Source organism: Amycolatopsis sp. NPDC004747, from assembly GCF_053601335.1.
On sequence record NZ_JBSGBQ010000021.1, the window covers coordinates 136,619 to 163,424 of the forward strand.

The 26,806-nt window shown below is 71.5% G+C and carries 27 protein-coding genes; 13 read left to right on the forward strand and 14 right to left on the reverse strand.

What is annotated here, in order from left to right:
- Window positions 1-73: 73 nt before the first annotated feature.
- Both ACWEGE_RS30630 and ACWEGE_RS30635 read right to left on the reverse strand, forming a co-directional pair.
- Entirely contained in the window at window positions 74-898 is an 825-nt protein-coding gene (locus tag ACWEGE_RS30630; protein WP_449663911.1) for a class F sortase, read from the reverse strand.
- Window positions 899-900: 2 nt separating this feature from the next.
- Entirely contained in the window at window positions 901-2,370 is a 1,470-nt protein-coding gene (locus tag ACWEGE_RS30635; RefSeq protein ID WP_449663912.1) for an MSCRAMM family protein, read from the reverse strand.
- Between the two features lie 317 nt (window positions 2,371-2,687).
- Here ACWEGE_RS30635 and ACWEGE_RS30640 point away from each other — a divergent pair, with 317 nt between their 5' ends.
- Entirely contained in the window at window positions 2,688-3,521 is an 834-nt protein-coding gene (locus ACWEGE_RS30640) for a Bax inhibitor-1/YccA family protein (protein ID WP_449663913.1), read from the forward strand.
- 193 nt (window positions 3,522-3,714) lie between these two features.
- Entirely contained in the window at window positions 3,715-4,404 is a 690-nt protein-coding gene (locus ACWEGE_RS30645; protein WP_449663941.1) for an LppU/SCO3897 family protein, read from the forward strand.
- 59 nt (window positions 4,405-4,463) lie between these two features.
- Here ACWEGE_RS30645 and ACWEGE_RS30650 read toward each other — a convergent pair whose 3' ends face one another.
- On the reverse strand, window positions 4,464-5,684 hold the full coding sequence (locus ACWEGE_RS30650; protein WP_449663914.1) for an acetyl-CoA C-acetyltransferase: 1,221 nt from the start codon (window positions 5,682-5,684) through the stop codon (window positions 4,464-4,466).
- 111 nt (window positions 5,685-5,795) lie between these two features.
- Here ACWEGE_RS30650 and ACWEGE_RS30655 point away from each other — a divergent pair, with 111 nt between their 5' ends.
- The 7 genes from ACWEGE_RS30655 to ACWEGE_RS30685 all read left to right on the forward strand — a co-directional run bounded on the left by ACWEGE_RS30655 (window position 5,796) and on the right by ACWEGE_RS30685 (window position 12,580).
- Window positions 5,796-6,740, forward strand: a complete 945-nt coding sequence (locus ACWEGE_RS30655) for a pentapeptide repeat-containing protein (protein WP_449663915.1) — start codon at window positions 5,796-5,798, stop codon at window positions 6,738-6,740.
- A gap of 53 nt (window positions 6,741-6,793) precedes the next feature.
- A complete protein-coding gene (locus tag ACWEGE_RS30660) occupies window positions 6,794-6,952 on the forward strand; it encodes a hypothetical protein (protein WP_449663916.1) in 159 nt (52 codons plus the stop codon).
- Between the two features lie 151 nt (window positions 6,953-7,103).
- The gene (locus tag ACWEGE_RS30665) at window positions 7,104-8,474 is read left to right on the forward strand and encodes a cystathionine beta-synthase (protein ID WP_449663917.1); all 1,371 of its coding nucleotides are present in this window, start codon (window positions 7,104-7,106) and stop codon (window positions 8,472-8,474) included.
- A gap of 239 nt (window positions 8,475-8,713) precedes the next feature.
- A complete protein-coding gene (locus ACWEGE_RS30670) occupies window positions 8,714-10,147 on the forward strand; it encodes a hypothetical protein (RefSeq protein WP_449663942.1) in 1,434 nt (477 codons plus the stop codon).
- A 346-nt stretch (window positions 10,148-10,493) separates the two neighbouring features.
- The gene (locus tag ACWEGE_RS30675) at window positions 10,494-10,946 is read left to right on the forward strand and encodes a hypothetical protein (protein ID WP_449663918.1); all 453 of its coding nucleotides are present in this window, start codon (window positions 10,494-10,496) and stop codon (window positions 10,944-10,946) included.
- Window positions 10,947-11,372, forward strand: coding sequence for a hypothetical protein (locus ACWEGE_RS30680; RefSeq protein WP_449663919.1), 426 nt, complete (start codon window positions 10,947-10,949; stop codon window positions 11,370-11,372).
- 50 nt (window positions 11,373-11,422) lie between these two features.
- Window positions 11,423-12,580: a cystathionine gamma-synthase gene (locus tag ACWEGE_RS30685; protein ID WP_449663920.1), complete on the forward strand. Its 1,158-nt coding sequence runs from the start codon at window positions 11,423-11,425 to the stop codon at window positions 12,578-12,580.
- Window positions 12,581-12,583: 3 nt separating this feature from the next.
- Here the strand turns inward: ACWEGE_RS30685 and ACWEGE_RS30690 are convergent, their stop codons facing one another.
- Both ACWEGE_RS30690 and ACWEGE_RS30695 read right to left on the reverse strand, forming a co-directional pair.
- On the reverse strand, window positions 12,584-13,060 hold the full coding sequence (locus ACWEGE_RS30690) for a TIGR03618 family F420-dependent PPOX class oxidoreductase (protein ID WP_449663921.1): 477 nt from the start codon (window positions 13,058-13,060) through the stop codon (window positions 12,584-12,586).
- Window positions 13,061-13,141: 81 nt separating this feature from the next.
- Complete coding sequence (locus ACWEGE_RS30695; RefSeq protein ID WP_449663922.1) at window positions 13,142-13,414, reverse strand: hypothetical protein; 273 nt, start codon at window positions 13,412-13,414, stop codon at window positions 13,142-13,144.
- Window positions 13,415-13,509: 95 nt separating this feature from the next.
- On the opposite strand from ACWEGE_RS30695, the gene ilvA reads away from it, so the two are divergent.
- The gene (gene ilvA / locus ACWEGE_RS30700; protein ID WP_449663923.1) at window positions 13,510-14,712 is read left to right on the forward strand and encodes a threonine ammonia-lyase; all 1,203 of its coding nucleotides are present in this window, start codon (window positions 13,510-13,512) and stop codon (window positions 14,710-14,712) included.
- Between the two features lie 52 nt (window positions 14,713-14,764).
- Here the strand turns inward: ilvA and ACWEGE_RS30705 are convergent, their stop codons facing one another.
- The 6 genes from ACWEGE_RS30705 to hppD all read right to left on the reverse strand — a co-directional run bounded on the left by ACWEGE_RS30705 (window position 14,765) and on the right by hppD (window position 22,729).
- On the reverse strand, window positions 14,765-15,598 hold the full coding sequence (locus tag ACWEGE_RS30705) for a ferredoxin (RefSeq protein WP_449663924.1): 834 nt from the start codon (window positions 15,596-15,598) through the stop codon (window positions 14,765-14,767).
- Window positions 15,599-15,600: 2 nt separating this feature from the next.
- Window positions 15,601-16,491 (reverse strand): hypothetical protein, encoded by an 891-nt coding sequence (locus tag ACWEGE_RS30710; RefSeq protein ID WP_449663925.1) that lies wholly within the window; start codon window positions 16,489-16,491, stop codon window positions 15,601-15,603.
- Window positions 16,448-20,530, reverse strand: coding sequence for a hypothetical protein (locus ACWEGE_RS30715; RefSeq protein ID WP_449663926.1), 4,083 nt, complete (start codon window positions 20,528-20,530; stop codon window positions 16,448-16,450). The genes ACWEGE_RS30710 and ACWEGE_RS30715 overlap by 44 nt, the downstream gene beginning before the upstream one ends.
- Window positions 20,530-20,838, reverse strand: coding sequence for a type VII secretion target (locus ACWEGE_RS30720; RefSeq protein ID WP_449663927.1), 309 nt, complete (start codon window positions 20,836-20,838; stop codon window positions 20,530-20,532). Before ACWEGE_RS30720 ends, ACWEGE_RS30715 begins: the two co-directional genes overlap by 1 nt.
- A 10-nt stretch (window positions 20,839-20,848) precedes the next feature.
- Window positions 20,849-21,403: a YbaB/EbfC family nucleoid-associated protein gene (locus ACWEGE_RS30725; protein ID WP_449663928.1), complete on the reverse strand. Its 555-nt coding sequence runs from the start codon at window positions 21,401-21,403 to the stop codon at window positions 20,849-20,851.
- Between the two features lie 126 nt (window positions 21,404-21,529).
- Window positions 21,530-22,729, reverse strand: a complete 1,200-nt coding sequence (gene hppD / locus ACWEGE_RS30730) for a 4-hydroxyphenylpyruvate dioxygenase (RefSeq protein WP_449663929.1) — start codon at window positions 22,727-22,729, stop codon at window positions 21,530-21,532.
- A gap of 121 nt (window positions 22,730-22,850) precedes the next feature.
- Between hppD and ACWEGE_RS30735 the strand changes: the two genes are divergently transcribed.
- Window positions 22,851-23,324 (forward strand): Lrp/AsnC family transcriptional regulator, encoded by a 474-nt coding sequence (locus tag ACWEGE_RS30735; protein WP_449663930.1) that lies wholly within the window; start codon window positions 22,851-22,853, stop codon window positions 23,322-23,324.
- An 8-nt stretch (window positions 23,325-23,332) separates the two neighbouring features.
- Here ACWEGE_RS30735 and ACWEGE_RS30740 read toward each other — a convergent pair whose 3' ends face one another.
- The 3 genes from ACWEGE_RS30740 to ACWEGE_RS30750 all read right to left on the reverse strand — a co-directional run bounded on the left by ACWEGE_RS30740 (window position 23,333) and on the right by ACWEGE_RS30750 (window position 25,335).
- A complete protein-coding gene (locus ACWEGE_RS30740) occupies window positions 23,333-24,145 on the reverse strand; it encodes an MBL fold metallo-hydrolase (protein WP_449663931.1) in 813 nt (270 codons plus the stop codon).
- 47 nt (window positions 24,146-24,192) lie between these two features.
- Window positions 24,193-24,696 (reverse strand): transcription elongation factor GreA, encoded by a 504-nt coding sequence (gene greA, locus ACWEGE_RS30745; RefSeq protein ID WP_176174929.1) that lies wholly within the window; start codon window positions 24,694-24,696, stop codon window positions 24,193-24,195.
- 195 nt (window positions 24,697-24,891) lie between these two features.
- Complete coding sequence (locus tag ACWEGE_RS30750; protein WP_449663932.1) at window positions 24,892-25,335, reverse strand: DUF4307 domain-containing protein; 444 nt, start codon at window positions 25,333-25,335, stop codon at window positions 24,892-24,894.
- A 134-nt stretch (window positions 25,336-25,469) separates the two neighbouring features.
- Between ACWEGE_RS30750 and mca the strand changes: the two genes are divergently transcribed.
- Both mca and ACWEGE_RS30760 read left to right on the forward strand, forming a co-directional pair.
- Window positions 25,470-26,390, forward strand: coding sequence for a mycothiol conjugate amidase Mca (gene mca / locus ACWEGE_RS30755; RefSeq protein WP_449663933.1), 921 nt, complete (start codon window positions 25,470-25,472; stop codon window positions 26,388-26,390).
- Window positions 26,387-26,704 (forward strand): hypothetical protein, encoded by a 318-nt coding sequence (locus ACWEGE_RS30760; RefSeq protein ID WP_449663934.1) that lies wholly within the window; start codon window positions 26,387-26,389, stop codon window positions 26,702-26,704. Before mca ends, ACWEGE_RS30760 begins: the two co-directional genes overlap by 4 nt.
- The last annotated feature ends 102 nt before the right edge of the window (window positions 26,705-26,806 follow it).

A 26,806-nucleotide genomic window follows, 5' to 3' on the forward strand; every position in this document is an offset into this window, starting at 1 on the left:
TGACCCTGGGCATTCTGCTGCATGGCGACGCCCGCGACCACCGTTTCGAAACGTGATGTTACCCACGAGTAACTTAGCTGGGGTCCGCGATCACGACGCGGTTCTCCTCGTAGCCGTCCGAGCCGCCGACCCAGCGGCCGCCGCACGTCACCAGCACCACGCGGTGCGGGCCGGACGGGCCGAACAGGTTGTCGGCGCGGGCGGGCAGATCGCTCTTGTGTACCGTGACCAGCTGCGAGATCCGGAACCGCCAGGTCTTGCCCGCACTGTCCACAATGGTCACTTCGGTGCCGATCCTGGCGGTCCACAGCTCGGCGAACGGCCCGGTCGCGCCCCGCCAGTTCACGTGGCCGGCGAACACGCTCGCCCCGCCGGCCGCGTCGAGTGACGCGCCCCACCACGTCGCCTGCCCGAGGTCGGTGGGCACCGGCAGCTCACCGCCCGGGCCCAGGTCCTTGCGCACCAGCGTCGCCGTCCCGCCGCCGGGCAGCCGGACGGTGCCCGGCCGCTGCGGAGGTGGCGACGGCGGGGACGACGCCGGCGGCGAGGAAGGCGACGACGGCGTCTGCGCGGCCGGTGCGGCCGGGGTCGCGGACGCGGTGGCCGCCGGGGATGGGGACGGCACCGCGGCCGCGGCCCCGCCCGCACCCGCGGCGGGCAGCGCCGTGCCGCTCACCACGGCCGTCGGCGCCGCGGTGAGCACGGCGGGGCCGTACTGCACCGCGAGCACCGTCGCCGCGCCGAGGGCGAAGCCGGCGAGCAGCCGGCCGCGGCCGCGCCTTGGCGTTTCCCACCGGCCGTCGGGCTGCTCGTCCTCGGCGGCCGCCCAGCCGACGCCCCGGTGCCATTCGTCGACGAACCAGTCCTCGCCCCGCCAGTCGCCGTCGTGCTCCGCCACACTTACCGCCGGGACGCCCGCCGCGCGGCCAAGCCGGCCAGCCCGGCCGTCAGCAGCACGAGCAGGCCGAGCCCGGCCAGCCCCGGCACGGAGTAGCTCGTCTCGACGACCCCGCGCGCCTGCGCGACCGGCTGGTCGCCGGCCGGGATCGCGCGCGGCACCTCGTTCGGCTTGTTCGTCACGGTCAGGGCGAGCGTCTCGCCCGGCTGCACGGTGCCGCACGCCGACGGCGGGTTCTGCGGGTCGTAGGCGTTCGTGTAGCCGGGGGGCGGGCTCGCCTCGACCACGCAGATCTCCTGCGGGGCGCGGAGGTTCTCGACCGTCACGCCGCCGGTCTTGCCGTCCGTGGTGACGACGACGGGCTTGCCGTCGGCCCCGGTGAGCGGCTTGCCGTCCTGGCCGAGCGCCGCGGACGTCTTGTCCTTGCCGGTGATCCGCAGGACCGCGCCGCCGACGCCGGCGCCGGTGTTCGCGTCGGTCTTGGTCACCTGGACCTTGCCGGGCTTCGCGACATTGACGACGCCCTGAGCGGTCAGCTCCTTCTCGCCGCCAGTGGAGACCACGCGCTGCACCTTGGTGTCGACCGGCACGCGCACGTACGGCCGGTCGGCCGGAGCGGACAACGCGGCCACCAGCTTCGGCTGGTCGCCGGTCGGGGTCAGCTTCACCGTCACGGTGCCGTCGGCGCCCGTCTTGAGCGTGACGTCCTTCGCGGCGGCCTGCGGGCTCGAGTTCCCGGCCGCGGCGTCCGCCTTCCCGCCGTCCCCACTGTCGAGGGTGGCGGCGGTCGCCGTCAGCTTCACCGGGACGTCCGGGACGCCCTTGTCCTTGGCGTTCTTCACGGTGACCGTCCACTCGGCGGCCTCGCCGGGGTGCTGGTCGCCCTTCGGCGTGGTCACCGAAGCCGTCCACGGCCCGCGGTTGGCCTCGGCGTCCGTCTTCAGCTGGTCGACGGCTGCCTTGGCGTCCGAGGGCAGGAGGTCGAGGTGGTACTGCGCGTCGTAGCCGATCTTGTCGTAGCCGAGCGACGGGTCCAGGTCGGCCGCCGTGCGCGGGGCGGCGGTCCACGAGTGCAGCAGGTGGGCGAGCGCCGCGGCTTCGGCCGGCTTCTTCGTGTCGCCGTAGCGCAGCAGCAGGTAGGAGATGTTCGCCGCCTGGTCGGCGGGCAGCTTCGTGCCCCACTTCGTGAGCAGCTCGTCGCCCGGCTGGTACTGCTCGTCGGTGCCGGGGGCCTTGAGCTGGAAGCTCACGCAGAAGACCTGCGCCCCGCCGACGATGTACGAGCCGAGCCAGTTGCGGCTCGGCCGCGGGGTCATGTTCTGGCCGGGCTTGACCTCGTAGCCGATGCCTTCCTGGCTGGCCGCCGAGGCCGGTGCGGCGCCGACTGTCACCGAAAGCGTGCCGAGCAGGGCCGCGGCGACGAGACCGGTGAGCACGCGTGCACCCGCGCGCGGGCGTGTTGACCACCCCATGGTGTCAATGCTCCTTCGTTCGACGCGCGGCAGCGCCCGGCGTCTCTGCAGGTCACACGACTGATCAAGTCCCCGACACGCGTTCGGTGAAGATCCGAGCACGCGAAGTGAGCGTTGCGCCAAGAGACGAAACTGTGTACCGCTCTTCGGGTGGCTGTCGGCGAACGGTCGTGATGTCCGTCGCTTACCGTGTCGTCCGAGGCAGGCGGGCTGCCGACGAGTAAAGTCGTCTTTACTCGACGGGAACCGCGCGCCCGCGGCGGTCGTTGAACCCGATGCAGCGATGATCCAAGAAGCAGCAGATCCAGGAGGATCAGGTGCGTTCCAGTAGCAACCCGGCGTTCCGCAACCTGCCCGGCGGCGGAACCCAGACTTACGGGCAGTACGGGCCCCCGGTGGGCTTCAACCAACCCCAGGGCGGCGTGCCCGGGTACGACCCGGGCCGGGCCACCGCCGGCGAGGGCGACCGCCCGATGACCGTCGACGACGTCGTCGTCAAGACGGGCATGTCCCTCGGCGTCGCGCTGCTCGTCGGGGTGGTCACGGCGATCTGGGCGCGGGTCCAGATCGAAGAGACCGGCCGGATCCCCGGCGCGCTCCTCGGCGCGATGCTCGCCGGCCTGGTCGTCGGGCTCGTCATCTCGCTGGTGATCATCTTCCGCCAGAAGCCCAGCGCCGCGCTGACGCTGACGTACTCGGCGGCCGAAGGCTTGTTCCTCGGTGCGCTGAGCGGCGTGTTCGAGGCGATCTACCCCGGCATCGCGCTGCAGGCGATCGTCGGCACCGCGGGCGTGTTCATCGGCATGCTGGTGGTCTACAAGACGGGCGCGGTCAAGGTCACGCCCAAGCTGACCAAGTGGATCGTCGGTGCCACCGTCGGCGTCGCCATCCTGATGCTGTTCAACCTGATCAGCACGCTGGCCTTCGGCTTCAACCCGCTGCGCGGCGGCGGCACGATCGCCATCCTCTTCAGCCTCGTCTGCATCGGCATCGCGGCGTTCAGCTTCCTGCTCGACTTCGACCAGGCGGACCGGATGATCCGCGAGGGCATGCCGTCGAAGTGGGCCTGGTACACCGCGTTCGGCCTGATGACCACGCTGGTTTGGCTGTACCTCGAGATCCTCCGGTTGCTCTCGTACTTCCGCGAGTAACCTGGCTCACAGTTCCGCAGTGAAGGCGCTCCGTAATCGGCGGGGCGCCTTTTCTGTGGGTAATTCGTGCATTTGCCGACCCCGCTGCCGGTGGCGCTCACCCTGCGTGTTTGATGTGCCGGGTCGGTTCTCATTTCACATGTGTGAGGTTCCAGTGAGCGTTCCCCCTCCGGCCCCCGGGGGCCAGCAGCCGGTGGGTCAGCCCGATCCTTACGGACCGCCTCCGGGCGGCCAGCCGCAGCAGCCGTACGGCCAGCCGGGTCCCTACGGCCCGCCGCCGGGCCAGCCGGGCCCGTACGGCCCGCCGCCCGGCCAGTTCCCGCCCGGCCAGGCCGGTTTCCCGCCCCCGCCGGCCCCGCCGAAGCGCTCGAAGGCCCTCGGCCTGATCCTCGGCGGCATCGGTGCCGTCGTGGTGATCGCGCTGGTCGTCGTCGGGTTCATGGCCTTCAAGAACTCGCCGGCCACCTCGAACGCGGGCGACTGCCTCACCATCACCGAGTTCACCCAGGGCGGTGACGACCCGGCGAAGGCCGACTGCAACGACCCGAAGGCGAACGTCAAGATCGCCAAGAAGCTGGACAGCGCCTCCGCGGACTGTCCCGGCGGGTCCGACGCCGGCTACGACACCTACTCGGTCAGCGGCCGCAGCGCGTACAAGCTGTGCCTGATGATCAACGCGAAGCAGGGCGACTGCCTGGCGAACTTCACGTCCAAGACCAAGGGCTACCTGAAGGTCCCGTGCACCGACCCGACCAAGGACGGCGAGCTCGTCAAGGTCGTGACGGGCCAGGCCGACAAGAACGTCTGCGAGGGCACCGACGCCACGCGCGTCGCGGTGTACCCGGAGCCGGCGACGACGATGTGCGTCAAGACGAACGAATAGCCGCGGACCTGACGAAGGCCTCCTCGCCGCGCGCGAGGAGGCCTTCGTCAGGTCCGGGATCAGGAAAGGCGCTCGATGATCAGCGCCATGCCCTGGCCGCCGCCGACGCACATCGTCTCGAGGCCGAACTGCTTGTCGTGGTGCTGCAGGGAGTTGATCAGCGTCGAGGTGATCCGGGCGCCGGTCATGCCGAACGGGTGGCCGACCGCGATCGCGCCGCCGTTGACGTTCAGCCGGTCCAGGTCGATGCCCAGGTCCCGGTACGACGGGATGACCTGCGCCGCGAACGCTTCGTTGATCTCGACCAGGTCGATGTCGCCGATCGACAGCCCGGCGCGCGAAAGCGCCTGCTTGGACGCCTCCACCGGGCCGTAGCCCATGATCTCCGGCGAAAGCCCGGTGACGCCGGTGGACACGATCCGCGCCAGCGGCGTCAGGCCCAGCTCACGCGCCTTCGTGTCGGACATGATGACCAGCGCCGCGGCCCCGTCGTTGAGCGCGCAGCAGTTGCCGGCGGTGACGCGGCCGTCCGGGCGGAACACCGGCTTGAGGCCGGAGACGCCCTCGACGGTGACGCCGGCGCGCGGGCCGTCGTCCTTCGAGACGACCGTCCCGTCCGGCAGGGTCACCGGGGTGATGTCCTTGGCCCAGAAGCCGTCCGCGATGGCCTTCTCGGCCAGGTTCTGCGAGCGGACGCCGAACTCGTCCATCTCCTCGCGCGTCACGCCCTTCACCCGCGCGAGGTTCTCCGCGGTCTGGCCCATCGCGATGTAGACGTCCGGAACGTCCCCGGAAGTGCGCGGGTCGGTCCAGGTGTCGGTGCCGGATTCGGCGGTCGCCTTGGTGCGCGCCTCGGCGTCGGCGAACAGCGGGTTGTGCGTGTCGGGCCAGGAGTCCGAGCTGCCCTTGCCGAACCGCGAGACGGTCTCGACGCCGGCCGAGATGAAGACGTCGCCCTCGCCGGCCTTGATCGCGTGGAAGGCCATCCGGGTGGTCTGCAGGCTGGAGGAGCAGTAGCGGGTGATGGTGCAGCCGGGCAGGTGGTCGTAGCCCAGCTCAACGGCGACCGCGCGGCCCATGTTGAACCCGGACTCGCCGCCCGGCAGGCCGCAGCCCAGCATCAGGTCGTCGATGTCGGCCGGGTCGAGCTGCGGCACCTTGTCCAGCGCCGCACGGACCATCTGCACGGTCAGGTCGTCGGGCCGCATGCTGACCAGCGAGCCCTTGTTGGCGCGCCCGATGGGTGAGCGTGCGGTGGAGACGATGACGGCTTCGGGCATGGCGGACACATCCTCGTATCGGCGTGCTAAGCGGTTGCTCACATACTGCCGTCTCCGCCGCCTTGGTCAAAGCCGAACGCGACCAAGGCAACACTGGCATCATCCGGTGCCGTGCCTAACGACCTCGAACGGGTGCTGCGGACCAGGACGATCGTGCTGTGGGGAGCCGGGCTGCTGGTGGCCGCCGGGGTCGCCGCGGCGGCGCTGCTGACGCTGCTCGGCGGCGGCCGTCCGGAGGACTCGGCCCGGCTCGACGCGCTGAAGACCGCCGCCAACATCGTCGTCGGCACCGGGGGCGCCGCCGCCCTGCTGCTCGCCGCGCGGCGGCAGCGGTCGGCCGAGCTCGAGCTGGTGCAGAAGGACCACGACGCCACCGAGCGCCGGATCACCGAGATGTACGGCAAGGCCGCCGACCAGCTCGGCAGCGACAAGGCGCCGGTCCGGCTGGCCGGGCTGTACGCGCTGGAACGGCTCGCCGCCGGGCACCCCGAGCACCGGCAGACGATCGTCAACGTCTTCTGCGCCTACCTGCGGATGCCGTTCGACCCCGAGAAGGACGAAGAGGAGCGGCAGGTCCGCAAGGCCGCGCAGCGCATCCTCCTGCTGCACCTGCGTCCCGGCCGCGCGGAGCAGCCGAGCGGGGACTTCTGGCCGGACACCGACCTCGACTTCTCCGGCGCGAAGCTGGTCGGCCTGACCCTCACGCACTGCACGATCCGGTCGATCACCTGCTACGACGCGGAGTTTCTCGAACTGGCCTCCTTCCGCGGCACCGAATTCCGCACCAAGGCGGACTTCAACAAGGCCCGGTTCACGGACCGCGTCGATTTCCGCGGAACCGTTTTCGGTGGCGATCGCGAAAGTTTCAACGGCGCCACCTTCATGGGCCCGGCCGATTTCGGCACGAAGTCCGCGGCCCGGCTCGCGGGCGCGCGGGCGAAGCGGGGATTTCCGCGGGCCTGGCCGCCGGGCTGGGAAGAACGGCCGATCGCCGACGGGGCCGGCTGGGCGGAATTGGCACGAAAGGACGAACCCGGGCAACCGGCGGCCCGATAGGATCGTCCCACCCGAGGAAGAAGTCGCCATTTCGCGCGGGAGGTGAACCGGCGATGAAGGCCCAGCATGACTACTGGACGTCTCCGTCCCACCGGACCGGCTGCCGCAAGGCCATCGAAGCCGGGCCGAACCTCTGGGACGGGATGACGGATCGGCGTGTGACGGCCCCCGGGCCGGTGCCGGTGCGGACGAGCGGCTTGGTGGCCGCCTGAGGTCCCCGCCGGGCGGCCCGGCCTCGCGCGCGCTGCCCGGCATCACCGACGCGCACCCGGAGGTCGCCCGGGGTCATGGCCGCGCTGTCCGGTCCGGCCGAGTGGACGTTGAGTGGACAGCGCCACGGGGCGGCCGTTTAGGCTGGCGGTCGTGGAGTACGCAGAGCACATCGCAGACCTCGTGGGCAACACCCCGCTGGTCAAGCTGAACTCGTTGACCAAGGGGCTCAAGCCGCTCGTGCTGGCCAAGGTCGAGTACCTGAACCCGGGTGGCTCGGTCAAGGACCGGATCGCGCTGCGCATGATCGAGGCCGCCGAAGCTTCCGGTGAGCTGCGCCCGGGCGGCACGATCGTGGAGCCGACGTCGGGCAACACCGGTGTCGGGCTGGCCATGGTCGCCCAGCGCAAGGGCTACCGGTGCGTGTTCGTCTGCCCGGACAAGGTCAGCGAGGACAAGCGCAACGTGCTCAAGGCCTACGGCGCCCGCGTCGTGGTCTGCCCGACCGCGGTCGCGCCCGAGCACCCGGACTCCTACTACAACGTCTCCGACCGCCTGGTCCGCGAGATCGAGGGCGCCTGGAAGCCCAACCAGTACGCCAACCCGCAGAACCCGGAGAGCCACTACCTCTCCACCGGCCCCGAGCTGTGGACGCAGACCGAAGGCAAGATCACGCACTTCGTGGCGGGCGTCGGCACCGGCGGCACGATCTCCGGCACCGGCAAGTACCTCAAGGAGGTCAGCGACGGTGCCGTGCAGGTGGTCGGCGCCGACCCGGAGGGCTCGGTCTACTCCGGCGGCAGCGGGCGCCCGTACCTGGTCGAAGGCGTCGGCGAGGACTTCTGGCCGGACACCTACGACCGGACCATCGCCGACGAGATCATCCCGGTCTCCGACGCCGACTCCTTCCAGATCACCCGCCGCCTCGCGCTGGAGGAGGGCCTGCTGGTCGGCGGCTCCTGCGGGATGGCCGTCGCCGCCGCGCTGAAGCTCGCCGAGCGGCTCACCGAGGACGACGTCGTGGTCGTGCTGCTGCCCGACGGCGGCCGCGGCTACCTGACGAAGGTGTTCAACGACACGTGGATGTCCTCCTACGGCTTCCTGCCGCCGGACTCCTCGGGCGCGACGGTCGCCGACGTGCTGACGAAGAAGAGCGGCCACCTGCCGGCGCTGGTGCACTCGCACCCGAACGAGACGGTCGCCGAGGCCATCGCGATCCTGTCCGAATTCGGCGTCAGCCAGATGCCCGTGGTCAGCGCGGAGCCGCCGGTGATGGCGGCCGAGGTCGTCGGCGCGGTCAACGAGCGCGACCTGCTCGACGCGCTGTTCACCGGCAAGGCGCAGCTGGCCGACCGGCTCGAGCAGCACATGTCCCCGCCGCTGCCGACGATCGGCGGCGGCGAGCAGGTGGGTGCGGCGATGACCGCGCTCGAGGGCGCCGACGGCGCGCTCGTGCTGGTCGACGGCAAGCCGGCCGGGGTCCTCACCCGGCACGACCTCCTGGGCTTCCTGGCCGGTCGCTGACGCGACGCGGAGAGCTTTTATCGGCGGACCCGGCAGGGGCGTTACGAGCGCCCGGCCGGGCCATCCGATAGCGTGGGCCCGAATAGAGCACTTTCGCGTTCTCGTCAAGGGGGTTCAAGACCCACATGAGTGCACCGCAGCCACCGAACCAGCCGTGGGGTGGCGGCCAGCCACCTCAGGGCCCGCCGAGTGGCCCCCAGCCGCAGCAGGACCCGTTCGGCAGCCCGGAGCCGACCCAGGTGGTGCAGCCCGCGCAGCCCCACGGCGGTTCGCCGTTCGGGGAGACGCCGGAGCCGACCCAGGTCGTCCAGCCGGTCCAGCCGGGTGACGGCGGGGCGGGCGCGACCCAGGCGATGCCGCCGGTCGACGCGAACGCGACCCAGATGGTGAACCCGGCCGGCGGCGGCGACGCCCCGGTCGCGGACTCGACGCAGCTGGTGCCCCCGGGCTCCCAGCCGCCGGCGATCCCGTACACCCCGCCGCCGAGCGCGGCCGACAACCCGGCCGCGGCCTTCGGCCAGCAGCCCGGCGGGTACGGCCAGCAGCCGGGCGGGTTCGGCCAGCAGCCGGGTGGCTTCGGCCAGCAGCCGGGCGGGTTCGGGCAGCCGGGCCAGCCGCCGCAGGGCTTCGGCGCCCCGGGGTTCGGCGGCCCGCAGCAGCCCGGCTTCGGCGGGCAGCCCTTCGGCGCGCCGTCCGCGGGCGGCAACGCCCTCTTCGGCTACATCGCCGGTGGCATCGTCGCCCTGCTGGGCCTGATCGCGCTCATCATCTCGTTCAACTACATGGGTGACGCGAGCGACTACTCGACGCTCGTCGGGGGCGCGGACTCGGAGATCTTCAAGAAGGCGCTCGACGCGGCCGGGCTCATCGGCCCGGGCACCCTCTGGTTCTACGTGATCATGATCCTGCTGGGTTCGCTGCTCTCGCTGGCCGGTGGGGTCGGGCTGGCGCTCGCGGGCAAGCTGGGCGGGCTCAAGAAGTTCGTCCCGATCGCGATCGTCGCCGGTGGCGCGCTGCTCACGATCTTCGCCCTGCTGCTCAAGATCGGCATGACGCCCGACGTCGAGGCGCTGGGCGGCTCCGCCTCCAGCCGGGACACCTTCGGCATCGGGCTTCCGCCGCTGTTCCTGGGCATCCTGATCCTCATCGTGGGCGTGGCCGGGCTCATCCCGGCGACGCAGCAGTTCGTCGGCCTCGGTGGCGGCGGTGCCGCGCCGGGCGGGCCGCAGGGGTTCGGCGGCCCGCCGAACGCCGGCTTCGGTGCCCCGCAGCAGCAGCCGGGCGGGTTCGGCCAGCCGGGGCAGCCCGGTCAGCCGGGCGGGTTCGGCCAGCAGCCGGGCCCGTACGGTCAGCCGGGTCAGCCGGGTCAGGGTTACGGCCAGCCCGGTGGTTACGGCCAGCCGGGCGGGCCCAACCCGTCCAGCGGCGGGTTCCCGCAGCCGTCGAGCGGGGGTTTCCCGCAGCCGGGTCAGCCGGGCGGGTACGGCCAGCCGGGGCAGCCCGGTGGCTACGGGCAGCCCGGTCAGCCGGGTCAGCCCGGTGGCTACGGCCAGCCGGGCCAGCCCGGCCAGCCGGGTCAGCCGCCGCAGGGCTGGGGCCAGCCGCCGGGCCAGCAGGGCCCGCCGAGCGGTGGGTTCGGCCAGCCGGGCCAGCCCCCGCAGCAGCAGTGGTGAGCTAGGACGAGCACTCGTGCCCCGGAGCCGATTCGGCTCCGGGGCACGCTGCGTTTCACCGGCCCCGCAATTGTCCGAAGAGGACAATTGCGGGGTTTCGCCACTGCCGGTGATCGCGTGACGGCATTTCTGCCACTACCGCACAGAAATGATCTTGGGTTCCGCCGTCCGGCCGAATTTAGTTCGCATTCCGGACTGTTTTGGCCGATTCCGACTAGGGTGAGCGCCGTCGTCCTGAGCTCGGCTGATGGGGGAGATTGTGACCGGTCCGCACCGTTACCCGGTGGCGCATTCGCATTCGCGTTCATCGGCTCGGCCATCCGGAGTAACGGCGGTTCTCGCCGGCGTGCTCGGTTTTCCGGCCGCGGTCGCCGCGGGATACGTGCCGGTCAAGATCTTCCTCGACATGCCGGCCGAATTCAGCCTCGGCGCGCTGCCGGGCTGGGTGCTGGTGGACCTCGCCGCCTACGTCGTCGCGGGACTCGTGCTACTCCTCGGTTCGCTGGCCACGCTCTTCCGCGCGACGGCGGGCGCGGTCCTGCTCGGCCTGGGCGCGCTGCTGGCCATCGGCGCCCTGCTCACCGAGCCGATGTCGGTCGGCGTACCGCCGGCCCGCTTCGCCGACGCGATGTTCACCCACGGCGGGTTCGCCATGGCCGACCGCGTCGGGCTGGCGGCGCTGGCGGTGTTCGTGCTGGTCCTGGCCTTCCTGCCGCCGACGTTCCGCTACCTGCGCTACCGCGCCTCCGTGGTGCCGGCGCTGTCCGGTCAGGGTGCCTACTCGTCCCGGAGCTGGTGAGTGACGGTCACGGCCTCGCCCCGGGCGGGAACGGCGATCGCGGCGGGGGTGCTCGCCTTGCTCGACGGCGTTTGGTTCCTGCTGGGGACGTTCTGGTGGAGCGTCGTCCAGGGGCTGGGGCAAAGCGACCTGCTGGTCCCCGGCCAGATCGCCGACGCGGTCATCGGGCTGCTCCTCGTCCTCGGCGGGGTGTCCCTGCTCGCGCGCGTGGCGGCGGGCCGGGTGCTGTGCCTGGCCGCGGCGGGCCTGGCGGTGGTCGCCACCATCGTCGACGCGGTGCTCCGCAGCCGGCTCGTCGTCTTCGTGGTGGGTGGCCCCACCGGGCTGGCCGATCCTCTGCTGCGGGGGATCGTCATCTCCACGCCGCTCGTCGTGGTGCTGGTGCTCGCGGCCCTGCCGGCCACCCGGACCTGGACACGCCGCTGAGATCCATCCCACCTGACGGGAATGCCGAGGGCGGCCCGTACGCTGAACCAATGGTGGACGACTACTCCGTACTGGGTTTCGAGACGCGCGCGATCCACGCCGGTCAGAAGCCCGACCCCCGCACCGGCGCGGTGATCGTGCCGATCTACCAGACCTCGACCTACGCGCAGGACGGCGTGGGCGGGACCCGCGAGGGCGACTACGAGTACTCGCGCACCGCGAACCCGACCCGTTCGGCGCTGGAGGAGGCGCTGGCCTCGCTGGAAGGCGGCCGGCACGCGCTGGCCTTCGCGTCCGGCATGGCCGCCTCCGACGTGGTGCTGCGCAGTACCCTCCGCCCCGGTGACCACCTCGTGCTCGGCAACGACGCCTACGGTGGCACGTTCCGCCTGATCGACAAGGTGCTCAGCCTGTGGGGCGTCGAGCACACCGTCGCCGACCTGGCGAACCTCGACGAGGTACGGGCCGCGATCCGGCCCGAGACCAAGCTGATCTGGTGCGAGTCGCCGACCAACCCGATGCTGGGCATCGCGGACATCGCGGCGCTGGCCGGGGTCGCGCACGACGCCGGCGCCCGCCTGGTGGTCGACAACACCTTCGCGACGCCGTACCTGCAGAACCCGCTTTCGCTGGGCGCGGACATCGTCCTGCACTCGACGACGAAGTACCTCGGCGGGCACTCCGACGTCGTCGGCGGCGCGATCGTCACGAACGAGGACGAGCTGCGCGAGCAGTTCTTCTACCTGCGCAACGCCGCGGGCGCGGTGCCGGGCCCGTTCGACGCCTGGCTGACGCTGCGCGGCATCAAGACCCTCGCCCTGCGCATGGAGCGCCACAGCGACAACGCCGAAAAGATCGTCCAGGCGCTGGTCAAGCACCCGAAGGTGGCGAAGGTCTACTACCCGGGCCTGCCGGAGCACCCGGGCCACGAGACGGCCGCGAAGCAGATGCGCCGCTTCGGCGGGATGGTGTCGTTCAGCCACGTGGACGGCGAGCAGGCCGCGCTGGAGGTGGCTTCGCGCACGAAGCTGTTCATCCTGGCCGAGTCGCTCGGCGGTATCGAGTCGCTGATCGAGCACCCGGGCAAGATGACCCACGCGAGCACGGCGGGTTCGACCCTCCAGGTCCCGGCCGACCTGCTCCGCCTCTCGGTCGGCATCGAGGACGGCCGCGACCTGGTGGCCGACCTGCTGGCGGCCCTGGGCTGAGCCTCAGGCACCGACGTCGAGGCCGCCGCCGTAGAGCCGCTCCACCCGGAGCGTGATCACCACGCGGCGGTCCTCGACCATGTTCCGCAGGAACGCGGCCTCGGCCTCGGGGTCCTCGAACGGCGCCTGCATGGCGAGCAGCGCCCGCCCGGTCTCGTCGCCGGGCACCGAACTGACCGGCGACACTTCGGCCACGCCCTCCGCGACGGCGAAGGCCATGTGGTCGGCACTGCTGACGTAGAGCGACGCGTGCGGGTCACGCGCGAGCTGGCGGACCTTCGCGCGTCCCGCCGTGGACCCGATGCGCACCACGCGCTCGCCGGGGTCCCAGGCGTAGGCGACCGTGGACAGGTGCGGGAAGCCGCCGCGGTTGACCGTGGCCAGCGCGCCCAGGTTGTGGGCACTCAGCAGCAGGCTCGACGCTTCTTCGGTGGGCTTGGCGGGGCCGGGACCGCGGCCCGGCTCGTAAACGGTGGTCACCCGATGATCATCGGGCACGTCCGCACCCCGCGGAAGAAGGCACTTTCGTGTTCCCCCGGCACATCGGGGTAACCCGCCAGGTCAGGGGTTGTAGTTGCCGTGCACGACGCCGCCGGTCGAGGACGTGCCGGCGGCCGGCAGTTTCGCGCCGTCGACGCAGCCGCCGACCAGCTCGACGTGGCTGTCGTGGCGGATGTACTGGGCCGGGGCGCCGCACGAGGCGCTGTCCACGGTGAAGTACGCGGCACCCGTCAACGCGGCCGCCGAGGCCAGCCCGATCACGAGCGGGAGCAGGCCGGCGGAGCGGGTGGCGCGAGCCCGTCGGGCCGTGTCCGCGTCGTTCCCCGCTGCCATGGTTGCTCCTTGTTTACCGTGTGTTGACGCGACCCAGGGTACCCGGCTCACGGTCCACTCAACCTGTGGAGTTCCTGAGTGGCATAGTCCGGCCCATGGAACTCGTCACCCTCGAGCGGATCCAGGCCGCCCGGGAACTCCTCAAAGGAGTGACCCGGGTGACGCCGATGGAGCACGCGCGCGACCTGCGCAAGCTCCACGGCGGTCCGGTGTACCTGAAGTGCGAAAACCTGCAGCGGACGGGGTCGTTCAAGATCCGCGGCGCCTACACGCGCATCCACGGCCTGACCGGGGCCGAGCGCGAGCGGGGCGTCGTCGCGGCCAGCGCCGGCAACCACGCGCAGGGCGTCGCGCTGGCGTCGTCGCTGCTCGGCGCCAAGTCCACCGTCTTCATGCCGCTGCGGGCCCCGCTGCCGAAGCTCGCCGCCACCCGCGGCTACGGCGCCGACGTCCACCTCCACGGCGCGCTCCTGGAAGAGACGCTCCGCGCCGCCGTCGAGTTCGGCGAGCGGACCGGGGCGGTGTTCATCCACCCCTTCGACCACCCCGACGTGATCGCCGGCCAGGGCACCGTCGGCCTGGAGATCCTCGAGCAGGTGCCGGGCGTGAAGACCGTCCTGGTCGCCACCGGCGGCGGCGGGCTGGTCGGCGGGGTCGCGTCGGCGGTGAAGGCGCTGCGCCCGGACGTCCGGGTGGTCGGCGTCCAGGCCGAGGAAGCCGCGGCGTACCCGCCGTCGCTGGCCGCGGGGGCGCCGGTGCGGCTGAGCTCGACCTCGACCATGGCCGACGGGATCGCGGTCGGCGAACCCGGCCTGGTCAGCTTCGCCCACGTCGAGTCGCTGGTCGACGACGTCGTGACGGTGTCCGAGCAGTTCCTCTCCCGGGCCGTGCTGCTGTGCCTGGAACGGCGGAAGCTGGTGGTCGAGCCGGCCGGCGCGGCGACGGTCGCCGCCCTGCTGCAGCACCCCGGGGTCTTCGAGCCCCCGGTCGTGGCCATCCTCTCCGGCGGCAACGTCGACCCGGTGCTCCTGCTGCAGATCATCCAGCACGGCATGACGGCGGGCGGCCGCTACCTGCGGCTGCGGCTGCGGGTCCCGGACCGGCCGGGGTCGCTCGTGGGCGTGCTGTCGTGCGTCAGCGAGCTGGGCGCGAACGTGCTGGACGTCGAGCATTCCCGCATTTCCGGCAGCCTCGACCTCGGCGAGGCCGACGTCGTGCTGGCGCTGGAGACCCGCGGGCCCGAGCACTGCAAAGAGGTCGAGTTCGCGCTGGCCAACGCGGGCTACACGGTGGTCTGAGACAGCTTCCTGGGGTTCGGGCAGCGCCCCCGACCGGGGCGAAGCCCCGACGTCACCGGGGTTCCCCGGTGATCGCCGCCAAGGCCAGGTCCTTGGCGGGCTCCGGGACCTCCGTCGGCGCGGTGAAGCGGCGGGCCCGGATGTGGGCGACCAGGTCCGGGTCCGGCGGCACGCCGTGCTCACGCAGGTAGTACGCCACCGCCCCGGGCCAGGCCCAGGCGCCGTCGGTGCGGAAGTTCATCGGGACCGCGTCCGTGCGGTCCGGCGCGAAGGCGTCCGGGCCGTTGCTGCGCGAGGCCAGGATGACCGGCGCCGCGTCGAGGTACGCGAGCACCCGCTCGGCTTCCGCCGGGATCAGCGGCGCGCGCCGGACCAGCGGCTTGCCCGCCGCGTCGAGGCCGTCGTAGATCCGCGGGGTGCGCACCCCGCCCTCGGCGGCCGGCGGGGTCAGCCCGGCGCGCTCGCGCAGCCAGGCCGGGATGTGCTCGTCGGCGCGCGGGAAGAACCGCAGCTCGTCCTGGAACCCGATCGGCGGCGGCTGCTGCCGGAACGGCGGTTCGAGGTCGGGCCGCACGAAGTCGACGTCGGGCGGCTGCCCGGGTTCGAAGACCAGGATCGCGCCGAGCCAGGTGCCGGCGCCCGGCTGGTACATCCCCGACCGGAGCACCCCGAGCAGCCGCACGACCTCCGGCGGTGGCTGCAGCACGCGGGGCCGCCCGTCCGGGCCGGTCACCAGCAGGTCGGCCTCGACGTGCCGGCCCGCGGCGCGGTACTCGACCCGCAGCTGCCCCCAGCCCGGCGGCAGCTGCGCGGCCAGCACCGCGCCGATCTGCCGGACGAGTTCCTGCTGCTGCTCCGGCCGCAGCGGCCCCGGTGACTGCGTCATGGTCAGGCCCCTTCGGCGCCTTGGCGCAGCCAGTCCGGCGTGCGCCGCTCGGAACGGGGATAGCGCCGCAGTTCCTCGGCGTACGCCTCGGCGGGCGGCGGCTGCTGGAAGTCCGGTTCTTCGGTCGTGTTGAACTGCGCCTTGACCGTGTCGGGGAACTTGAGCTCGTACTTCACGCTCACCCACGTGCCCCGGCCGTCGGACTGCGAGGCGGCGCGATGGCGGCGCAGCAGGTCGAGCACCTGCTCCGGCGGCGTCCACGGGTACGTCGACCCGGTGATCGTGTGCACGATCGCGCCGGACTCCTCGTGGTCGCCGACCGCGCGGTACTTCAGCTGCAGGTAGTCCCAGCCCGCCGGCAGCGCGAACACCAGCTGGTCGTTGAGGTCGCGAAGCAGGTCGTTCGGCTCTTCGGAGGCCTTCCGCCCGCCGCTCTTGCCCTTGCTCTCCAGGTACCAGGCGGGCAGCCACTCCTCGTCGCGGTGGAAGACCTCGAAGTCCTCGTCGTAGACGTCGGTCTCGACCGGCGGATCCCACTGCGGGTCGAGGTCGTAGTTGTAGGTGACCTGGTAGGCCCCCGACGGCTCGACCGTCATCCGCAGCGAAAGCCAGGTCCCGCGGCCGGGCGAGTACTTCTTCTTCCGCAGCTCGTGCAGCAGCGGGCTGACGTCGGGCGGCGGTTCCATGCGCGCGGCGCTCCCGTCCGGCATGACGACCGCCAGCGAGATCTCCTCGACCGACGTGGTCAGCCGGACGGTCATGTCGATCCGCAGCCAGCCTTCCGGCGCGGCGTCCATCAGCCAGCCGGCGATCCAGCGGACCACCTGCCCCGGTTCCGCGTCCCGCAGGTCAGGTCCGGGTGGGGGGTACCACGGGGGCTGGGTTCGGGGCATTGCGGAAGCTCCTGTAGTTGTAGGTGCGGGTGCCGTCGGGGTGGATTCTCTCGGACATCACGTGCAGGCGGTCGGGGGTCTCCCCGACCGACGGCGCGTCCGCGTAGACCCGCACGGGCCCGTGGTCGCCACCTCGGTTTTCGAACGTCTGGCGGTCGATCTCCATCCGCCGCCAGTTGTCCGGGTCGCTCTTCACGCTGTGGTTCTGGTAGTAGTCCTGCGGCACCATGCCGAGGCGGCCCTGGAGCCCGCCCGAGCGGTGGTCGGCGGTGTGGCCGCCGCGGTTGACGTCGCTGCCGGGGTGGTCGGCCAGGCCGGTGTGCCCGAGTTCGCGCTGCACGCGCTCGTCCACCCGCTTCTGGGCCGGACTGGAGTAGTCGGGCTCCCACGAAACGGCCGCGTTGCCGTGCGCGTCGGAGTGGTAGTGCATGTCGCCGATCTCGTACTTGACCCCGCGCACCGGCATGCCCTCGGGACGGCCCCCGTGCTGGTCGTGCCGGGTGTGGGAGTCACCCGTCTCGGGGTTGATCATGCCGCGTTCGTTGTCGTGCCAGGTCTTGATGTGCGTGAACTGCGGCGGGTTCTCCCCGTTGGTGTAGAAGGTGCCGTGCCACTGGTCGGTGCCGTCGGGTGCCCTCGAGTAGACCTCGTACCGGCTGTTCGGCCGGAGGTCTTCCGGCGGCGTCGCCCCGAAGGGACCGTCGCCGTCGTGGCTCGGGTCGTACCCGGTGATCCGGCGTTCGGTGATCGGCCGCTCCGGCGTGTCGACGGGCGGGTCGAAGTGGTCGAGGTCGAGCTCCGGCTGCCCGTGCGCGTCCGTCCGGAACTCGAAGTGCCCTTCGCCGGTGTTGACCCGGTACTGGACGTCGCCGAGCAGGTGCGAGGCGTCGGGGTTGCCGACCTGCAACTTCGGGTCCAGCTCGGGGCCGACGCGGGTGTTCGGCACGTCCGCGTCGACGTGCGTGATCCGCGGCGGGACCTCGTCGTTGGTGTAGACGCGGGTGAAGCGGCCGTCGGAGTCCCTGATCTCGTACCGCGTGTTCGGTTCGAGGTGCCGTGGGTTCGCCGGGTCGTAGAACCGCTCGCCCGGAGCCAGCGTCACCGGTTCGGGGCGGCCGTGGGGGTGCGGGCCCTCGTACTCCGGTTCCTGCCAGCCGCCCTCGATGTCGTGCATGTCGGGGTGGTCCTTGCCCCGGCTGTGCGCGCTGTCGGCGTCGACGTCGTGCGGGTCGCCGTGGTGGGTGTCCGGCGCGAAGCCGTCTTCGCCGGCGCGGTGCACCGAGCCGTCCGGGCGGTGGGTGTTCCACTCGCCGTCCGGTGGGATGCGCGGCCGCATCCGGCCGTCGGGGCCGATCTCGTAGTCGGACGAGAAGACACGGCCGTGCGAGTCGGTCCACGCCGGTTTCGTCGGGGCCATGACTTCGGTGTCGAGTTCGCGCGAGAGCCGGTGCGCGAAGTCGTTGGAGCTCGCGTCGCAGCCGATCAGCCGGATCGGGCGGCCGTCGTAGTCGCCGTTGCGGCGCAGGATGTCCGCGAACTCTTCGGGGGTGTACAGCCGGTCGCCGATCCGGGCGTGGCCGTCCGGGGTGACGTGCACGTCGACGGTGTAGCGGCCGTCCGGGTCCGGGTGGACGCGGTGCGGCAGGTCACCCATCTCCGGGTCGCCGGCGTGGTAGGAGCTGCCCGACGGCGTGCTCTCGGCGTGCCGCGCGTTGACCTCGTCCGGGGTGAGCGGCTCGCCGGGGTGCGGGGCGCCGTCCGGGTCGTGGGGACCGGGGCCGTCGTGCGGGCCGTTCTGGTGCGGGCCGTTCTGGTGGGGGCTGTTCTGGTGGGGGCCGTTTTCGTGCGGCCGGGTGCCCGGGGCGTGGGTGTCGTGGGTGCCGGGGCCGAAGCCACGGGCGGCGGGGGCGGGCGCGTCCGGGGTGCGCGGACGGCCGCCGGGCAGGTCGCCGCCGGTGCGGGGACGGCCGGGGGCGTCGACGTGCGCGCCCGGGCTGCCCGGGGTGCCGGTCCAGCCGCCACCACCGGTGCGCGGTGAGCCACCGCCGAGGCCACCACCACCACCACCACCACCGGCGCCGGCGGGCGGCAGGCCACCGCCACCCGTCATCGGCGCGCCACCTTGCGGCGGGACGGAGGCACCATCCCCACCCCGAGCAGGCGGAACGACCCCGGGCTCACCGGTCCGCGGAGCGGCCGGAGCGGTCCCACTGGCCGAGGTGGCCCCATCAACCCGGGGCGGCGCGGCACTGCTGGGGGTATCGGCCCCACCGTGCGTACCGGCATCGGCCCGAGCCCCGGGCGACGAACCGGAGTGCGCGGGCGAAGAACCACTGTCCCCACCACGGACCGGCCCGTTCTCACCGGCGCGCGAGGGAGTGTTGTCGCCGGTGTGCGCCGGTGTGCTGTCGCTGCCGCGGGTGGGCGAGGGGTTGCTGTCGCTGGTGTGTGAGGGAGCGTTGTCGCTCGCTCGCGACGGCGTGTTGTCGCCGGTGTGCGACGGCGTGTTGTCACTGCCGCGCGTGGGCGAGGGCCCGTTGTCGCCGGTGTGCGAGGGGGTGCTGTCGCTGCCGCGCGTCGGCGACGGGTTGCTGTCGCCGGTGTGCGATGGCGTGCTGTCGCTGTCGCGGGTCACCGCCGGGTTGCTCTCCCCGCTCCGGTGCGGTGCGTTGTCCCCGGTGCGCGAGGGGCTGCTGTCGCCCGTCCGCGACGATGCACCGTCCCCGGTGTGCGAAGGGGAACCCTCGCCGGCGTGCGCGGGAGAACCGTCCCCGGAAGGGGAACCGTCGCCCGACCGCGCCGCCGATGGCGCACCCTCCCCGTCGCCCGCGTGCGAAGGAGAACCCTCACCGGGGCGCGAGGGCGAGCCGTCCCCGTCCGCCGAACCGGATCCGTCCCGGCTCGAACTCCGGCGGGAGCCCTGGTCCGTGTTCATCGGATCGGAGCTCGGCGAATCCCCGTCGGCGTGGCCGGATTCGCCCGGCGAACCGTCGCCGCCGGGGGAGGAATCCCCTTCGCCACCGTGTGAGCCGTCGCCGCGCGAGGACTCGCCATCGCCGCCGGCCGAGGAATCTCCCTCGCCGCCGTGTGAGCCGTCGCCGCCCGAGGAATCCCCGTCGCCGCCGTGGGAGCCTTCACCCTCGCCGCCGTGGGCTCGGGTGTGGACTCCGCCGCCCTCCTTCGGGATCTTCCGGACGAAGCCGCCTTCCTTGACCTTCAGCCCGTCCAGCCCGCTGACCTTGCCCAGCACCTTCCCGAAGACCTTCGCGATCTTCTCGAAGATGTCCACCAGCTTCGACAGCAGCGGCGACACCCGGCGGATGGAGTCGGTCAGCTTCTTGAGCAGCCCGGCGATCTTCTTGCCCCACTCGGCGATCGCGGCCGACGCCTGCGCCACCACCAGCGGGGTGCCGAAGCCGAGGGAGAAGACCTCCTCCATCACCCACGAGATCAGCTTGCCGACCAGGTCGGCGATCAGCTGCCGCACGGTTTCCCGCACGAACGAGACGATCTGGCCCATGATCATCGTGACCGTGCTGATCGCACCCGCCACCGTCGCCGCGCCCGACAACGCGTCCGAGTGCTCGGCGGCGAAGGCGCGGTAAGCGTCGGCGCCCGCGCCGGTCCAGCCCGTCGTGCCGTTCTTGACCGCGTTGTCGAAGTCCGTCTTGCGCTCGCCGAGCGCCTTCGAGACGTTGCCCCAGGTGTCCGCGTAGGACTGGATCACCGGCGGGTTGCCCGCCACCGAATCCAGCATGTCCTTCAACGGCTGCACGTGTTCCATCAGGAACGACGCCACCGACGACATCAGGTACCCGAACGGGTCGATCGCCGCCCCGGCGATCTCGCCCGCCAGCGACAGCATGCCCAGGCCGCCGGAAACCCAGTCGCCGTCCTTGATGCCGTTGAACGCGTCCATCGACGACTCGGCGATGCCGATGCCGCCGGCCCAGCCGTAGTCGCCGTTGCCCGCGGTGAACGCGCCCGGCCCGTCCGGGTCCTTCTTCGCGTCGACGACGAGCGGGTTCCCCTCGGGCATCACGCACCGCCCGCGGACTTGTCGAGATCGTCGGCCACGCCGGATTCGTACTTGTGGTACGCCGCCGCGGCCTCGCGGACCTTGCCCGACACCGCCGTCGTCGCCTGCACGGCGTCCTTCAGCGCGTCGATCCCGTACTGCTCCACCGGATCCAGCAGCATCCGGAACGGCTGGCAGAGGATGCCGTACGCGTCGGTCGGCATGCTCACCTGGTTCGCCGCGTCGACGGCCTGCTGCAGCCCGTCACCGATGGCGTCGAGCTGCTTCGCGTGCGCCGTGAGGTCGGTGCTGAGTTCCACGTCCGCCATCGGTTCCCCCTCAGGAAAGAATCGGTCCGCCGAAATCGTCTTCGTCGTCGTTGTCGGCCGGGCGCCGTCGCCGCGGCGGTTGCGGCTGCGGCGGCGGCGCGGGCGGCCCGGGCGGGGTCCGCGGCGGCTCGTCGGTGTCCTCGGGCAGGAACCGGCGGACGCGGTCGGGCTCCGGGAACGCCGGCTCGGGCTCGGGCGGCGGCTCCGGGAACGTGCTCTGCGCCTCGCGGACGATCTCCGCCGCGGCCTGGTCGCCGGTGCCGGTGGTCTCGGTCATCGCCTGCTGCAGCAGTTCCGGGATCCGCGCCTGCGCCCGCTGCACCAGCTGCATGACCTGCGCCGACACCTCGGCCATCCGCTTCCCGGCCGCGGTCTCGGCGATGACGAGGTTCTTCAGCAAGCCGCGCGAATCGATCGTGACCTGGACCGTGCCGTCCTTCGACCGCTCGGTGACCGTCTGGCCCTGCATGCGATCGGCCAGCGCCTGGTACCGGGCGGCGTTCTCCTCGAGCCGCTTGGTCCAGTTGTCGATCATCGCGTCGCTGGCGTCGATGCTGTCCGGCATCACGGCCCCTTCTCTTGAGCTTCTCCACACTGACGGATCCGGGCCGCCGTCGGTTCCCGGAAGACGCCAAAAGCCACCATAGGGGACCCGCAGGTCCGCCATGGTGGCCTTCGCCGGTTCGTGCTGTTACAGGTTGCCCCGGCGCTCCTGCTCACGCTCGATCGCCTCGAACAGCGCCTTGAAGTTGCCCTTGCCGAAGCCGAGCGAGCCGTGGCGCTCGATCAGCTCGTAGAAGACGGTCGGCCGGTCGCCGATCGGCTTGGTGAAGATCTGCAGCAGGTAGCCGTCCTCGTCGCGGTCGACCAGGATGCTGTGCTCCTTGAGCGTCTCGATCGGCACGCGGACGTTGCCGATCCGGGCCCGCAGCTCCGGGTCGTCGTAGTAGGAGTCCGGGGTGTCGAGGAACTCGACGCCGGCCGCGCGCATCGCGGTGACCGTGGCGATGATGTCGTTGGTGGCCAGCGCGATGTGCTGGCAGCCCGCGCCGTCGTAGAACTCGAGGTACTCGTCGATCTGCGACTTCTTCTTCGCCACGGCCGGCTCGTTCAGCGGGAACTTGACCCGGTGGTTGCCGTTCGAGACGACCTTGCTCATCAGCGCCGAGTACTCGGTCGCGATGTCGTCGCCGACGAACTCCGCCATGTTCACGAAGCCCATGACGCGGTGGTACCAGTCGACCCAGTAGTCCATCTTGCCGAGCTCGACGTTGCCGACGCAGTGGTCGACGGCCTGGAACAGCCGCTTCGGCGCACCCTCGGGCCGCTTGACCGTGCTCTCGCGCGGCTCGTAGCCGGGCAGGTAGACGCCGTTGTAGCGGGTGCGGTCGACCAGCGAGTGGCGGGTTTCGCCGTAGGTCGCGATCGCGGCGACGCGGACCGTGCCGTGCTCGTCGGAGACGTCGTGCGGCTCCTCGAGGATGGTCGCGCCCTGCGCGCGGGCGTGCTCGATGCACTTGTCGACGTCGGTGGTCTCCAGCGCCAGGTCGATGACGCCGTCGCCGTGCTTGCGGTGGTGGTCGAGCAGCGGCGAGTCCGGCTTCACCCCGCCGGTGATGACGAACCGGGCCGAGCCGGACTTCAGCACGTAGGACTTGCGCTCGTAGTTCCCGGTCTCGGGACCGGAGTACGCGACGAGCTGCATCCCGAACGCGATCTGGTAGTACCAGGCGGTCTGGGTGGCGTTGCCGGCGATGAACACCACCGCGTCCATGGCCTTGACCGGGAACGGGTCGGTCGAGGCGTCGTGGTCGACGAGCCCGACCAGCTGACGCAGCTGGTCGTAGCTGACGTCGTCGAGGGCACCCTGGGGTTCGGCAGTCTGGGTCATACTCGAAGGATCGGCCTTGTCCGGCAAGATGTGCAATGGACTCAGTTTTTGCTGGACAATGTGCATGGTCATTGCCGGACATCGGCGGTCACAGTGGACAACCTGTGCAGGAAAGAGAGCAATGCAGGAGAACCTCGACGCACTGGACGCGCGGCTGCTGTTGCTGCTCACGGACTCGCCGCGCCTGGGGGTGCTGGAGTGCGCCCGCAGGCTGGGCGTCGCCCGCGGCACGGTCCAGGCCCGCCTCGACCGCCTGACCGAGCGCGGCATCCTCGGCGGCTTCCCGCCGGAGCTCGACCTGGCGGCGATGGGCTACGGCTTGACGGCCTTCGCCGTGCTGGAGATCGCCCAGGGCCGTCGTGCGGAGGTCGCCAGGGCACTGGCGGCGATCGACGAGGTGTGCGAGGTCCACGCGACCACCGGCCAGGGCGACCTCTTCGTCCGCATGGTGGCCCGGGGCAACGACGACCTGCAGCGGGTGATCGACAAGGTGGTCGGGGTCCCGGACGTCCTGCGCACGTCGACGTCGATCGCGTTGTCGACGCCGGTGCCGCCGCGGGTCCGCCCCCTGCTGGAGCGGACCGCGCGGGGCTGAGGGCGGCGTCAGCCCTCGTCGATGATCTGGGTCAGGTACCGCTTGGCCGAGCGCTGGACGGCCTCGAAGCCGTCGGTGCGCACGATCGCGTTCCACCAGGCGCCGTAGATCGCCTCGAAGCGGTAGCCGGCCAGCAGCTCCGCCGCGCGGCGGACGACGCTCGGCCGCTCCGGGACCAGGTTCGGGTAGCTGTACATGAAGCCGACGTGCGTGCGGTCCGGGATCACCTGCACGATGTCGCCGGAGAGCAGTGCTCCCTGGCCGTTCTCGCCGTCCGGCCAGTGCAGCACCGTGCCGCCCTCGAAGTGCACGCCGAGGTTGATCAGCCGCAGGTCGTCGGCGACGTCGAGGGTGGTGCCCGACCACAGCTTCACCGCCGGGTCGGGCCTGCCGATCCACTGCTGGTCGGCTTCGTGCAGGTAGACCGGCACGTCGAAGGCCCGCGCCCACTCCACCATCGTCGTGTAGTAGTGCGGGTGGCTGATCGCGATGCCGGTGATCCCGCCCAGGTCGCGGACCTGCTGGACGAGGGCGTCGTCGAGGTACGCGGCGCAGTCCCAGAGGAAGTTGCCCGAGCGGGCCTGCACCAGCAGCGCGCGTTCACCGATCGCGAAACCCGGGTTCGAGCCGACGCCGATGATGCCGGGGCCCTGCTCCTCGATCCGCGGCGTGTAGGCGCCGCTTTCGCGGAGCGCGGACAGGTTCGTCCACTGCTGCCCGGACTGCGGGACGTACTGGCGTTCGTCCTGGCAGATCGGGCAGTCGTCGCGGGCTTCGGCGTACTGCATGCCGCACGCCTGGCAGATCGGTTCGGTGCTCACGGCGGTGTCCTCCCAGAATGTGGATCCGGGAGGACACGCTAGCCGGGTTATTTGTCGTCGGTGTACGGAACCGCCTTGACGAGCGTCACCTTCTGGACCTTGCCGTTGGGCAGCTCGTACTCGCGGGACTCGCCCTCCTTGGCGCCGAGCAGGGCCTTGCCCAGCGGCGACTCCGGGGAGTACACGTCGAGCTCGCCTTCGGCGCCCTCCTCGCGGGTGGCGAGCAGGAACTTCTCGTCCTCGTCGTCACCTTCGTACCGGACGGTGAGCACCTTGCCGGGGCCGGCCGTGCCGTCGTTCGCGGGCGCTTCGCCGACCTTGGCCGAGCGCAGCAGCTCCTGCAGGTGCCGGATACGCGCTTCGGCCTGGCCCTGCTCCTCGCGAGCCGCGTGGTAACCCCCGTTTTCCTTGAGGTCACCCTCCTCGCGGCTGTCGTTGATGCGCGCGGCGATGACCGGCCGATTCTCGATCATTTCGTCGAGCTCGTGCTTGAGCCGGTCGTAGGCATCCTGGGTGAGCCAGGTCACCTTGGTGTCGCTCACGGTCACCATCTCCTCGTCGGGCCTGCCAGGCTTGCGTGTTCAAGCCGGCCCACGCGGGCGCAGTTGCCCGCGTGGCTGAGATAAAGGAAAAACACGGCCCGTCGCGGGCCGTGCTGAGGGGTCAGAGTATCACGGCGCGAGAGGTCGACGCCCGTTATTTCCCCGCGCTCCGGGCGTTGAGCGCGCGGTTCACCCCGTTGGCCGCTATGGGGTTGACAGATAGCGTGGTATGTCGTACGAGCAGCCGAAGACGTCTGCAGTAACCGGTTCCCCGATGCTCTTGATCGTCGTGCTCATCCTGCTGTACTTCGCGCCGGCGGGGATCAGGAGCTCTTTGCGGCCGCTCTCGGCGCCGGTCTTGTCGCGGACGCGGACGACGCACACGCCCGGCCGGTTGTCGTCGTCGCGGGTGACGTTGATGGTGATTTCCATCGCGTTGCCCGGTTTCGCGCTGAACGCGATGCGCTCGGCGTCGATCGGCGCCGAGCCGAGATTGACGTACGCGACCCAGGCGATCAGGCCGCTGACCAGCAGGGCGACGGCCAGGAAGAGCCAGCGCCGCCAGCGCCGGGACGGCGTGGCGCGCCCGGTGCCGTACCGGTCCGCGAGCAGCGCGGGCGCTGCCGTTTCCGCCGGTCCGCCTGCCAACCCGGGCCTCCTGCTCGTTCTTGTCGTACCCGTCTGGACAATGGTGACGCGGGTACGACTCGAGTATCCGCCCGCCGGGTGGGCGGCCCGCAGGTGGGTCGCGGAATAAGGGCAGAAGGGGAGTCGTTCGGAGCATGGTGGACGCCGACGAGCAGAGGAACACCGCCAACCCGCGCCTGCGCATGATGGCCGTGCACGCGCACCCGGACGACGAGTCGAGCAAGGGTGCCGCCACGATGGCGCGCTACGCCGCCGAGGGCCACGAGGTGCTGGTCGTCACGTGCACCGGGGGCGAAGCAGGCAGCATCCTGAACCCGGCCATGGACCGGCCCGAGGTGCTGGCGAACATGACCGAGATCCGCCGCGAGGAGATGGCCCGCGCGGCCAAGATCCTCGGCGTGAGCCAGCGCTGGCTGGGCTTCGTCGACTCCGGCCTGCCGGAGGGCGACCCGCTGCCGCCGGTGCCCGAGGGCTCGTTCGCCGTCGTGCCGCTGGAGGAGTCCACCGAGGCACTGGTGCGGGTGATCCGGGAGTTCCGCCCGCACGTGATCACGACCTACGACGAGAACGGCGGCTACCCGCACCCCGACCACATCCGCACCCACGAGGTGACGATGGCGGCCTGGGACGCGGCGCCGGACCCGGCCCGCTTCCCCGACGCGGGCGAGCCGTGGCAGCCGCTCAAGCTGTACTACATGCACGGCTTCTCGCGCGCCCGGATGGTGCTGTTCGACGAGGCGCTCAAGCAGGCCGGGCTGGAGTCGCCGTACACCGAGTGGCTGGCCAACTGGGACCCGAACCGGGGCGATGTGATGGAGCGGGTGACGACCCGCGTCGAGTGCAGTGAATACTTCGAGGTGCGGGACGAGGCGCTCAAGGCGCACGCCACGCAGATCGACCCGACCAGCCGCTGGTTCGCCGTGCCGCGGGAGATGCAGCGCGAGGTCTGGCCGACCGAGGAGTACGAGCTGGTGAAGTCGCTGGTCGACAGCACGTTGCCGGAGGACGACCTGTTCGCCGGCATCGCCGGCGCCGAGGAGAAGGTGAACACATGAGTCTGACGCTGCCGGCCGGCGTGGCCCTTCCGGTGACCGCGTCGGCCCTGGTCCTGACGCAGCAGCCGGGCAACGGCGACAACGGCGGGCAGGGGGAGGACTTCGGGAAGTCCTCCCCGGTCGGGTTCTTGGTGCTGATCCTGTTTCTCATCGCGGTGGCCTTTTTGGTTCGGTCGATGACCAAGCACCTCAAGCGGGTTCCGGCCAGTTTTGACGAGCCTTCCGAGCCGCCGGCCGATGAGCCGGCGGCCGAGGCTCCGGCCGAGCCGGAGAAGAAGGAGCCCAACGGGGCTTCTCCGGGGAAGTCCGACTGAGTTCTCTCGTTCCGCAACCCCGAAGCCCGATTCGCCCACACCGCCCGCGCGCTCCTCGACCTCGGCCACGACGTGGTCGTGACGTCCCACCGGCGCGGCGAC